Raw genomic sequence first — 11,853 nt, 5'->3', positions numbered from 1 at the left:
AATTTATCTAAAAAATATAATAAAAAAATTTTAATTGATAATGAAGCAAATTTATGTGCTATAAGTGAAAAATTTTTAGGTTTAGGAAAAGAATTCCCAAATTTTATTGTTTTAAATATTGGAGATATTTTGAATATGTCTACTTTTACTGAAGAAGATGACTATGGAAATTTTTCGTTCAAAGCTTCGAGGGTTAATCATATGAGCATAAATTTTCAAGGGATTTTATGTGAGTGTGGAAATAGAGGTTGTTGGGGAAAATATGCCTCAGAGGCTGCCCTTTTAGAAAATTTTAATAAGTTAGATAACAATATAATTAAAATAAAAGATATATTTAAAAATGACTATTTGATAAATGAAAACTATTCTAATCTCTTTAATGAATATATCGAATATTTAGCTATTGGGATCAAAAATATTATATTTTTATATAATCCTGAAAAAATAATTATCTCAGGAAATTTATCAAAATACAAAGAAAATTTTAAAAGTGAATTATTAGAAAAAATTTATAGCAATAATATTTTTTTCAGGGGAAAAGATACAATTGAATTTTCGAATTTACAAGAGAAGGGGATTTACTTAGGTGCTGCTATGCTTCCTTTTATTGATGAACTATTTTAAAAAGGCAATATTATTTTAAATATTGCCTTTTTTTATTTTTTTACCGATTAAACTTTTTATGAGAATGATTAAAACGATGGATATTATAATTATAATACTATAAGGCCCTACATCCTTTGTTACTTTTTCTCCATAAAAATAGATTAATATTCCTTGAGGAAAATGCCTTAAAATTCTACTAAAAATTACTCCTAATAAAAATGTTTTAAATTCTATTTCAAGAATCCCTGCTACTAAAATATATCCTTCAAAAGGTATCGGTGTAAATGCAGATGTCAATAATGCTAATAAAGCATTTTTTTCATACATTTTTTTTATTTTAATAAACATCTCTGCTTTTAAATACCTACTTTTAATCGGTCCACTAATTTTTCTCCAAAATAAATAACCAATTATACTTCCTAAAGTAGAGAAAATTAATAAAACTACTAATAAATACGCCACTTTGTCTCTTGAAGAAAGATACAATGGTATGGATATCGTTTCCATAGGAATAGGTAATATTGTTGCTTCTAATAATCCCGCTACTGCTATTCCGTAAATCCCAAACTCTTTTAATATTTCAAACATAAACTATCCTTTAAGAATTTTTTTTAAATTGTACCATTAAAGAATAAAATAGTAAATAAATTAAGATAAAGCCTCTAAAGATTCCCGTAAAATTTAACTACCTTTAATAATTAAAGTCAGCCTGTTATTGATAATGTTAAAATTAGGCGTTAAATCTATTTCAGCTCCTTGAGTTCCAATATATTTTAATGTAAAATAAACCTCACTCGTAATTAAGTGAATATAAATTTCAACATTTTTTTATATTAATACAAGTTTTCTAGTCTTTCTTGAACTCTTGTAAAAAAGTATATATCATTTATTTGAAAATCATGATAAAATTAGAGCATTGCGTATCGTAAAAAAATATTAATTAAATATATTAGGAGTTAAATTTTATGAGTATTTTAGATGTTAAAAACGTAAGTCATGGATTTGGTTCTAGAGTTATTTTAGAAAATGCCTCTTTCAGACTTTTAAAAGGTGAACACGTTGGATTGGTAGGAGCTAACGGAGAAGGAAAATCTACATTTTTAAATATTATTACTGGTAAACTTATGCCTGATGAAGGACAAGTTTCTTGGTGTAATCATATCACTACAGGGTATCTTGATCAGTATAGTACTTTAGAAAAAGGAAAAACAATTAGAGATATTTTAAAATCTGCTTTTGCTAATATGTTCAAATTAGAGCAAGATATTATGGATCTCTATACAAAAATGGGAGATTGTACTCCTGAAGAAATGGACTCAATTTTAGAAGAAGTTGGAGAAATTCAAAGTATTCTTGAGGGAGCAGATTTCTACAATTTAGATTCTAAAATTGAAGAGTATGCCTCAGGACTAGGTTTACTTGATATTGGATTGGAAAAAGATGTATCAGAACTTTCTGGAGGACAAAGAGCTAAAATACTTTTAGCTAAAGTTTTACTAGAAAATCCTATGATTCTAATTTTAGATGAGCCTACAAACTTCCTAGATGAAGATCATATAACTTGGTTAAAAAATTTCTTAAAAAGCTATGAAAATGCTTTTATTTTAGTTTCACACGATATTCCATTTTTAAATGAAGTTACAAATGTTATCTATCATATTGAAAATGCAGTTTTAACTAGATATACTGGTGATTACTATTATTTTAGAGAGATGTATGAACTGAAAAAAAGACAAATAGAAGCAGCTTATAAGAAGCAGCAAAAAGAAATTGCCCATCTAGAAGATTTTATAGCTAGAAATAAAGCTAGAGTTGCTACAACAAACCTAGCTAAAGATAGACAAAAGAAATTAGATCGTATGGAAATTATCGAAATTGCTAGAGAAAAACCAAAACCAATTTTTGGATTTAAAACTGCTCGTACACCATCAAGAGAGATTATTACTGTAAAAGATCTTGTTATTGGATATAATGAACCTTTAACAAAACCACTTAATTTTACAATAGAACGTAATCAAAAAATTGCTATAAAAGGTGTTAATGGTTTAGGTAAATCTACACTTTTAAATACAATTTTAAAAAGAATCAAATCTTTATCTGGAGAGATTGAGCATGGACAATTCTTAGAAATTGGTTATTTTAAACAAGAAGAAGAAAGCTCTTCTACAACTGCTTTAGATGAATTTTGGAATGAGTTTCCTGGATTAACTAACGCTGAAGTTAGAGCTGCTCTTGCTAGATGTGGTCTTACTACAGACCATATTACAAGTCAGATGCGTGTTTTATCTGGGGGAGAAAATGCAAAAGTCAGACTTGCTAAAATTATGAACCGTGAAATTAACTTTTTGATTCTAGATGAGCCTACAAATCACTTAGATGTAGATGCAAAAGAAGAATTAAAAAGAGCAATAAAAGAGTTTAATGGAACAGTATTAATGGTAAGCCATGAACCTGAATTTTATATGGATGTTGCTACTGAAATCTGGAATGTTGAAGATTGGACAACAAAAATAATTTAATATGAATTTAATTTTGAAACTGCTAATCATTTTTTATTAGCAGTTTTTTTATTTAAAAAATTAAAAATATCTTGCAATTTTTCAATTATTAGTTTATAATTAATTTAAATTTGTAATAATTACAATTTTATAAAAGGAGGAAATTCATGAAATTATTGATAATAACTTCAATAGTACTTCTATCTTTAATAGCTTATTCTACTGAAAAAAATTTATTAGTTCCTGCTACTGGAACTTTAATGAAATATACTTCGCAAGATACTAATACTATGAAAACAAATTTTAAACCTGTTTCAGCTACTGGAACAATGTTTATTTACTCAAATAATTAATACTCATAAAAAAAAGTCCATTGAATATTTAATCTATTCAATGGACTTTTTTAAACAAACTTCCTAAACTTAGGTTGCTTCAATTACAGCTAATCTAAGTTAATATTTTTTTACATCTTTTATTTCCAAATAATATTTGGAACTTTTCTCGGAACGCTTCTTAAATATTTTACATTTGGATACCCAATAACCATACATGAAACTACAATTTGGTTCTCTTCAACTCCTAAAAAATCTTTTATTTTAGAGTTAGCCTCACAGGCTCTTGTAAAAAACCCACTAAAGACAGTTCCTAATCCTAAGGCATCAATCATAAGCTTCATATTAGCTGAAGCTAATCCTGCATTTAAAGGGTGTTCTGAAGTAACTATTATTAAGGCTGGTGCCTTAAAAAATAAATTATCTATTCCTAAAGGATTAGATATAAAATCATTATACATTTTTATCCACATTTTAGCATATCTCTTATATAATAGATTTGCTGAATTCTCTAAAACATGTTCTCCTAAACTTTTTAAAACTTCTAAAGTTATTTTTTTAACTTCTTGAATTTGTTCTTTTACTACTATATAATTTACATTTTGTGCATTACCAGCTGTTTGTGTAAATCTCCCAGCTTCTATTATTTTTAAAAGTTTTTCATTTTCTACATCTTTTTCTTTAAATTGCCTTACTGTTCTTTCAAATTTTATAAAATTTAAAAGATTATCTGGTTCAATAGTAAATTTTTCTTTACTATATTCAACTACATCATCCATATTATATTCATCTGTATATACTGCTGCTACTGGACACACTGCTATACAATGTCCACACTTAAAGCAAGTTATATTTTTTATTAAAGCTTTTCCTCCAACTAATTCAATATCTCTAACAAAACAATCTTTTACACACATTCCACACCCTATACATAATTCACTATTGACTTTAAACATTTTTTAAACTCCCCTTTCATAATTATATTTCTCTCTAATTAAATTATATCCTATTTTTCTAATACTTCCTCTATAATTTTTTTTAAATTTTAACTTCATTTTTTCTACAAATTAGTATAAAATATACATATATAATTTTTTTCGGGAGGGATTTATTTGAACAACTTAAATAAGAGAAAACATTTATCAGAAAGTGAACTATGTGAAAAAATAACGAAAGAACTACTACCAAAATTAGAAGCATTGGATTTTAAATTAAAATCTATAAACTTTGAAAATTCTACAGATAGCTTAATAAAATTAAAGCTAACTAGAGTTTAAAATTATAATGTTATATATTATTTTTATAACCATTATTATAGTAGTAGTTTTCTTTCGTATAAAAAATTCAAAATTTAAATCAAATATTAAAACTCAAGATAGTCAAAAAACTATATCACCATCAGTAAAAGTAACTAGTAAAATTTCATCTTCTACAAAACAAGAAGAGTTAGAGCTTTTTAAAAATTATAAAAAAATAATATTTTTTTCTTTAAATAATAACATAGATATAAATTCAGATATTCTTTATATCAGTGCTATTAAGATTGGATTTAATTTAAAGACAGGAGAAATAATTTATTTAGAAGAACTTAAAAATACTAATAATCTACAAGAGCTTGCAAATTTTTCTAAAGACACAATACATTTTGTTTCGTATAATACTAAACTTTATAACAATTTATTAAATTTAGGAACTAAAGTTCAATTCTGTACTATGCTAACAAATGTTAGTACTGTAGGAATAAAAAATTCTCATGGTAGAAACAGGTGGCCAAAGCTTCTTGAAATATCAAAATATTACGGAATTAAATTCAATAACAATTTAAATATAAGTAGTTTAAATAATATTAAACTTAATATACAAATATTTCAAAAAATGCTAAAACATCCTAAAACATCTATTGTCATACGAGATTTCATCTTTAATAATAAATCATTTTTAAATGAATTTTAGCAAAATTATTCCTATATCTATTTCAATTAAAAACAAAAATCTCTACTTAAGGTAGAGATTTTTTTGAAAATAATTTATTTATTTATTCTATTATATCTTTGAATTATTTTATCTGAATCAATTACAACTTTTTCAACTATTTTATCAATAGAAGTTTTTCCCTCATAGTTAACTTCCATTGCTTCAACCATTTTCTCTCTTACTTCTGGGAATACACCTAAAATAGCTCCTTGAGTAGTTAAAGATGGTTTAGTTTCTTTAATTTCAGCTACTGCGGTTTTAAATTGTGGATATTTTTCCATATTCTCTTTCATCTCGATAGTTTCATAAGACCCCTTATTAACAGGGTAATATCCTGTATTAATTGACCAATATGCTTGAACCTCTTTAGATGTTGCATACTTTACAAAATCCCATGCAGCTTTTTGTATAACATTATCTGATGAATTTGTTATCCAAAGAGATGCTCCACCAACAACACTTCCATTAAAATCTCCACTCGCATTTGGAATAAATCCTGTTCCAACTTCAAAGCTTGAATTATTAATAACACCTTTTATTCCAGCAGAAGAGTCTAAATACATTGCAACTTTCCCAGATGCAAAAGCTGTTCTAGTGGAATCCCATTCTCTTCCATAAGATGTTGCAGAATCCTCTTTATACATATTTCTTAACCATTCTAAAATTTGAGGCAAATCTTTTTTATAAGTAACTTCTGTTGGAATTTCTCCCATTCTTCCATTTTCTTTGTTTACATATAATTTATTGTCATTAGCTAAAAATTGTTCTATAAACCACCCATACATAATCATAGCTGAACCATATCTTTCAACTGAACCATTACTACTTTTCTTTGTTAACTTTTTAGAATATTCAGCATATTCTGAATAACTTTTAGGAGGATTATTTGGATCTAACCCCACCTCTTTGAAAGCATCTTTATTATAAATTAATATTGCCGTTGATGAGTTAAATGGCATTGAATATAACTCACCACCAATTCTATAGTAATTTAATAAAGCGTCTTCTAAATTATTTACATCAAAACTATCTTCTTTTATAAACTTCTCAATTGGAGTTATAGCTCCACTTTTATACATAAAAGCTGTTGAAATATCATTCATTTGAATTAAAGTAGGTGCCTCTTTTGTTCCTGAAATAGCTTTAAATTTAGCTATTGTTTCTTCATAAGATCCTTGATAAATTGCCTCTATTTCAATACTATTTTGTGACTTATTATAATCCATAACTATTTTATTCAAACTATTTTGAAGCTGTCCACTCATTGAATGCCAAAATACAACCTTCTCTTTTGCAAATATAACTGTTGAAAATGTTAATCCAAGTGCTATTAAATTCTTTAAATTCATTTCTCCTCCTCGTTATTTTTTTTAATTACTCTTTTACTGCTCCAGATGTCATTCCTTTTTGAAGTTGACTTTGACCTAAAAATAAAACCACTAAAGATGGTATTATTACTATAACAACAGCTGCCATCAAAACTCCAAAATTTGTTCCTTCTTCTGATTTTATCATTTTTAATCCAATTTGAATGGTTCGTGATTCTGGTCTTGTAGATATCATTAATGGCCACAAATACATATTCCAAATATTTAAAAATGAATAAATTCCCCAAGTACTTAAAATCCCCTTCGATAAAGGTAAAACTATTTTTAAATATATAAATCCATGGCTACATCCATCAATTTTAGCGGCTTCTATTAAAGATTTATTCAATGTTTTAAATTGTTGAACCATTAAAAATATTCCTAATCCATTTGCTAAAAATGGTAATATAATTCCTAATTTTGTATTTAATAATTTCATTTTTAAAATTATAAAATAATTTGGAACAAATATTGCTTCCCATGGTATAAATATTGAGCACATCACTAGTAAAAAAACTAATTTTTTCTCTTTAAACTCAACAAAAACCAAAGCGTACGCTGTTAAGCTACATATAATAACTTGAAAAATCATTGCAACTACCGATGTTATTAAACTATTTAAGAAAAACTGAAATATTGGAATATTCTCAAGTAACTCTCTATAATTTATAAAGTTTATTTTTGATGGAAAAAGTTTTCCACTCATAATATCTTTAGTTGTCATAAAACTTGCTATTAGAGAATAAATTATTGGAAAAAATACTACAACCCCTGAAATAATAAGCAATGTATACATAAAATTTTTTTTCATATTATTGATAGTGCACCTTCCTTTCCAATTTAAATTTAATCACCATTATAATTGTAATTAATAGAAGTAAAAATAATCCTTGAGCACTAGCATAATCAAATCTATAGTTACTAAATGCTGTTTTATATATACTATAAACTATAAAGTTAGTTGAATTTGCAGGTCCTCCGCCAGTTAACATATCTACTTGACCAAAACTTTGAAAAGCTTTTAATGTTGTTGTTATTAATAAATAAAATAAGCTCGGACTTAATAATGGAATTGTTACTTTGAAAAGTTTTGTAAAATAATCTACTCCATCTACTTCACAGCTTTCATCTATTTCTTGACTTATATTTTGTAATCCTGCAGTTAAAACTAAAAAACCAAATCCTATATTCATCCAGATTGTAGCAAAAGAAATTGCCCAAATTGCATAAGTTGAACTTGTAAACCAATTTATTGGTAAAATGCCAAATAAATTTAAAATATCATTTATCAATCCAACACTTGGATGAAATAAAAATAAAACTATACTTGAACTTGCAGATACTGATACACCCATACTTGATGAAAAAATAATTCGAAATAACTTTATCCCCTTTAATTTTTCATTGCATATTATCGCTAAAAATAAAGATATTATCATACTAAATACAACAGTTATAAATGAAAATTTTAAAGTTACTAAAATACTTTCATGAAATGTCGAATCTGTAAATAGTTCGTAAAAATTTTCAATTCCAGCAAATTCGACTATTTGTCCTTTTGCATCAGTGAATGATAATGAATATAAAATCGTTTTCATTAATGGAAAAATATAAAATGTTATCAATATTATTAATGATGGTATTGAAAATAAAATTCCTGTTAATTTTTGTTCTTTTTTCATAATCCCTCCTCATATAATACTTTACACTATGTATGTTAATTCATTATAAATTTTATGTAAAAGTTATGTATAATTTCATCTATTAATTGATCTTACTCTCTTAAATAATTTTTAATAAAAAAATTTATTTTAAATTACAAATAGAAAATTAAACATAATTTCTATATAATATTCATATACATAAACTTCAAAAAATACAAAAAGTATACTTTAGTTTTGTTTAAACTTTTTAATCAAGGGGAATAAAATGGAACAATACAATGACGAACAAAGAAAAATAGATTTACTAGAATGGTTTTTAGAAAATGACTTCTTCAATAAAAGAATTGAATATTATATGAAAAAATTTGAAATTATATCTAAAATTCAAGATATCAATGAAAAAAGAGAAGAATTTTTAAAATTTCAATTTGAAATTTTAAAAGAGTTCGATGGTATGTCTAATAAAAATTTAATATAAAAATATATTATACTTAAAAACAGCACACACTTTTAAATTAAATAAGTCTTTTAGTTTGAACACTGAAGCTGAAAAAATGATTATAAATAAGAAAGCCCAAAAGCTTCAGTGAATTCTAACTATTTCACAATTTTTTAATTCAAAAATCATACTCATTAAACAATTAATTGAACAAAATAAAATTAAATCTGCTGATGACGCTCAAGATTTTATGAAAAGTATGTTTAAAGATATGGTTAATATCTTTATGTAAGCTGAATTTGACAAATCTATTAGTTATAATAAATATGATAGAGAATCAAGCACTAATATTACTAACAATAGAAACGGATATAATTCTAAGCAAGTTAATAAAAGTTTAAGTTGATATTCCTAGAGATATTTCTAATATTAATGCTCATCTTGAGGAGATTTATGGATTAACATTTTCAGCATCATAAATTAGTAGAATTACTGATAGAGTTTTTGAAGAAATAGATAATTGGAAAAATATTTGAAATGAAAAAGCTATCTTAGCAACAAGGACCTTTAAAGTACTTAATCTAAGATAGCCTATTTGAACATTTAAAATTTGATAGCTAAAAAATAAATTTACACTAAATTTGGTACACTACCAATAGATATTATTTTGATACCTCTTTCCTTTAAATTTTTATAAACTTCACTCTTTTTTTATTTCATCTTATTATTCCAAATTTAAATGTAGTATTTTGAATGTATGGATTATTTTTATTATACAACTTCATACTTTCTTTATGTATATTTTGTATATCTGGATAATCTTGAGTTTCTAAACAAAACCCAAAATGTTTAATTGCTTTAATATTATTATAGAAAACTATATTTTCTCTTATTGAATTACCCGTATATATAACAACAACAGGTTGATCAGTTTCTACTGCTATATATCTTCCAGATTCTATCTCTTGACAAATACACTTTATTTTTTCAGATTCATTTAAAATAAAGCTGTGATCTAATCCATTCCCTGCATATTCTAGTTGCTTATCTTCAATAGATAATAATTCTCTAAAAGATATAAAATTTTTTAAATCAAAATTTGTTTTATTAATATCTTCTATCTTTATTGGTAATTTTTCGTTATCTATTTTAATGACTTTATCAGCCATTACTTTTATTTTATGATCTAATATTTGCTGACTACAGTCTCCACTTAAATTAAAAAATGTATGATTTGTTAAATTTATATAAGTTTCTCTATCAGAAAAACCTGAATACTCTATCTTTAAAGTATCATTACTTACTATATAAGTTACATATAAATCTATTTTTCCTGGGTAATTATTTTCTAAATGAGGACTAACATAATTAAATGTTATTTTTATTAAATCTTGTTTTTCTTCAATATTAAATACTTTCCATACTTTTTTATTTAACGAATTTCGTCCTCCGTGAAGGTGATTTTTTCCCTCATTAGCTTCTAATTGATAGACATCTTCTTTTATTTTTAAAATCCCTTTTTTTATTCTTCCTGCAACTCTTCCTGTAATACATCCTACAAACACAGGACAATTTTCATAACTTTCAAAGTCATTAAAAGACGCTACTATATTTTTAAAATTTCCATTTTTATCTGGAGTAAAAATACTCTTAATTATACAACCGTAATTTAAAACTTCAACTTCTATATTTTTCCCAAATAATTTATAGACATATACTTCCTCTTTATCTCTTGTTTCTCCAAATTTTGTCTTAATTATTTTCATACTTCCTCTTTTCTTTTTAGAATAAAAATATTACTAACAATTATAAAAGTTTTTTAAAACCAATATTCCAGGAGCTTTTTTCCTTTTTTCAACATAATCTTCCATAAAAGTTATATTTTCTTTTCTTAAAAATATGCTATTTTCAAAAATATGTTTTTCTAAGATATTAAAAACTTTTTCATCCTTAAGAATATCACCTGCTAATATTATCTTATTTGAATCTAATATGCTAGCTCCAATAGTTATAGCTTTACCCAATTTTTCTAATATCTTTTCTAACTCTTTATTATTTTGTATTTTAGATAATCTTAATATATATTCATAATCTTTCTCATTAGGTAATATAGGATTATTTAATACTAAACTTTGTTCAAAATCTTTTAGTATTTTCTCAAAATTAACTTTTGACTCTAAACATCCAATTTGACCACATATATGGCAAACTTCACCATTTTTTTCAAAAGGTATATGCCCTATATCACCAGCTAACCTTTTATTCCCTTCTACTAATTTTCCATTCATTATTATTGCTGCTCCCACCCCAGGACCGTACTTAACTAACCAGAAATCTTTTTCATCTCTATTTAAATATTGTTCTGTAAGAGCTAAAGCTCTAATATTATTTTGAATATATGTTGGAAATTTTAATTTTTTTTCAGTAATTTTTTTTATATCAAAAATTCCAATCTTCCAATTATCTTCTTCATCCAATCCACCATAGATACTTATTCCTACTCCTAGAATCATATCTTTTCTAGTTTTAGTTGATTTGTATATATCGTCTAAAATTTCCTTTAATTGGTTTTCTTGAAGTTTATTATCATATTTCCAAACTTTACTTTCAACTATATCAGCCTTTAAATTTATTAAATTATAATAAACATTATTTCTAGAAATTTCAATTCCTATAGCAAATTTTGAATTTTTATCTATATCAATTAATATTTGTTTTCTGCCTACTTTTCCCTCTGTTAAAGCTCCCAATTCAATTATAACACCTTCTTCTATAAGCTCATTTGTTAAAATTGTAAGAGTTGCTGTTGTTAATTTTAACCCTTCAGCTATTTTTTTTCTAGAACTTTCTCCATTTTTATTTAAATAGGAGAGTATTGCTATTTTATTATTGTTTTTTAAATTTTCCATATTCATTCCTGTCATCATATTCTCTCCTTTACAATACTTTAAAATTTGACTATATTTTCAATCA

The 11,853-nt window shown here is 25.1% G+C and carries 13 protein-coding genes; 6 read left to right on the top strand and 7 right to left on the bottom strand.

Annotated features, from left to right (window positions below; all coding sequences use genetic code 11):
- Window positions 1-624: ROK family protein (locus ACRC8M_RS13500; protein WP_438529615.1), on the top strand; the 624-nt coding region annotated here is incomplete at its 5' end.
- Between the two features lie 15 nt (window positions 625-639).
- Here ACRC8M_RS13500 and ACRC8M_RS13495 read toward each other — a convergent pair.
- Window positions 640-1,194, bottom strand: coding sequence for a YqaA family protein (locus ACRC8M_RS13495; RefSeq protein WP_438529614.1), 555 nt, complete (start codon window positions 1,192-1,194; stop codon window positions 640-642).
- Window positions 1,195-1,571: 377 nt separating this feature from the next.
- Here ACRC8M_RS13495 and ACRC8M_RS13490 point away from each other — a divergent pair, with 377 nt between their 5' ends.
- A complete protein-coding gene (locus tag ACRC8M_RS13490; protein ID WP_438529613.1) occupies window positions 1,572-3,125 on the top strand; it encodes an ABC-F family ATP-binding cassette domain-containing protein in 1,554 nt (517 codons plus the stop codon).
- Window positions 3,126-3,271: 146 nt separating this feature from the next.
- Complete coding sequence (locus ACRC8M_RS13485; protein ID WP_438529612.1) at window positions 3,272-3,457, top strand: hypothetical protein; 186 nt, start codon at window positions 3,272-3,274, stop codon at window positions 3,455-3,457.
- A gap of 119 nt (window positions 3,458-3,576) precedes the next feature.
- Here the strand turns inward: ACRC8M_RS13485 and ACRC8M_RS13480 are convergent, their stop codons facing one another.
- Window positions 3,577-4,392, bottom strand: a complete 816-nt coding sequence (locus ACRC8M_RS13480; RefSeq protein WP_438529611.1) for a nitroreductase family protein — start codon at window positions 4,390-4,392, stop codon at window positions 3,577-3,579.
- Window positions 4,393-4,548: 156 nt separating this feature from the next.
- Here ACRC8M_RS13480 and ACRC8M_RS13475 point away from each other — a divergent pair, with 156 nt between their 5' ends.
- Window positions 4,549-4,713 (top strand): hypothetical protein, encoded by a 165-nt coding sequence (locus ACRC8M_RS13475; RefSeq protein WP_438529610.1) that lies wholly within the window; start codon window positions 4,549-4,551, stop codon window positions 4,711-4,713.
- 7 nt (window positions 4,714-4,720) lie between these two features.
- Window positions 4,721-5,389 carry a hypothetical protein gene (locus ACRC8M_RS13470; protein WP_438529609.1) on the top strand — a complete coding sequence of 223 codons (669 nt, stop codon included), beginning with the start codon at window positions 4,721-4,723 and terminating at the stop codon, window positions 5,387-5,389.
- A gap of 74 nt (window positions 5,390-5,463) precedes the next feature.
- On the opposite strand, the gene ACRC8M_RS13465 is transcribed toward ACRC8M_RS13470, so the two are convergent.
- Genes ACRC8M_RS13465 through ACRC8M_RS13455 form a run of 3 tightly spaced genes read right to left on the bottom strand, consistent with a single transcriptional unit; the run spans window position 5,464 to window position 8,459 of the window.
- Window positions 5,464-6,759 carry an ABC transporter substrate-binding protein gene (locus ACRC8M_RS13465; RefSeq protein ID WP_438529608.1) on the bottom strand — a complete coding sequence of 432 codons (1,296 nt, stop codon included), beginning with the start codon at window positions 6,757-6,759 and terminating at the stop codon, window positions 5,464-5,466.
- 25 nt (window positions 6,760-6,784) lie between these two features.
- Window positions 6,785-7,588 (bottom strand): carbohydrate ABC transporter permease, encoded by an 804-nt coding sequence (locus ACRC8M_RS13460; protein ID WP_438529607.1) that lies wholly within the window; start codon window positions 7,586-7,588, stop codon window positions 6,785-6,787.
- A gap of 1 nt (window position 7,589) precedes the next feature.
- Complete coding sequence (locus tag ACRC8M_RS13455) at window positions 7,590-8,459, bottom strand: carbohydrate ABC transporter permease (RefSeq protein WP_438529606.1); 870 nt, start codon at window positions 8,457-8,459, stop codon at window positions 7,590-7,592.
- A gap of 247 nt (window positions 8,460-8,706) precedes the next feature.
- Here ACRC8M_RS13455 and ACRC8M_RS13450 point away from each other — a divergent pair, with 247 nt between their 5' ends.
- Window positions 8,707-8,919 (top strand): hypothetical protein, encoded by a 213-nt coding sequence (locus ACRC8M_RS13450; RefSeq protein ID WP_438529605.1) that lies wholly within the window; start codon window positions 8,707-8,709, stop codon window positions 8,917-8,919.
- Window positions 8,920-9,596: 677 nt separating this feature from the next.
- On the opposite strand, the gene ACRC8M_RS13445 is transcribed toward ACRC8M_RS13450, so the two are convergent.
- Both ACRC8M_RS13445 and ACRC8M_RS13440 read right to left on the bottom strand, forming a co-directional pair.
- Window positions 9,597-10,646, bottom strand: coding sequence for an aldose epimerase family protein (locus ACRC8M_RS13445; RefSeq protein WP_438529604.1), 1,050 nt, complete (start codon window positions 10,644-10,646; stop codon window positions 9,597-9,599).
- A 33-nt stretch (window positions 10,647-10,679) separates the two neighbouring features.
- Window positions 10,680-11,804, bottom strand: a complete 1,125-nt coding sequence (locus ACRC8M_RS13440; protein ID WP_438529603.1) for an ROK family protein — start codon at window positions 11,802-11,804, stop codon at window positions 10,680-10,682.
- Window positions 11,805-11,853: the final 49 nt, after the last annotated feature.

The organism is Cetobacterium sp., from assembly GCF_051653945.1.
Lineage (GTDB): Bacteria > Fusobacteriota > Fusobacteriia > Fusobacteriales > Fusobacteriaceae > Cetobacterium_A.
The sequence above is the reverse complement of the archived record's forward strand: the minus strand, read 5'-3'. Positions and strand labels throughout refer to the sequence as shown.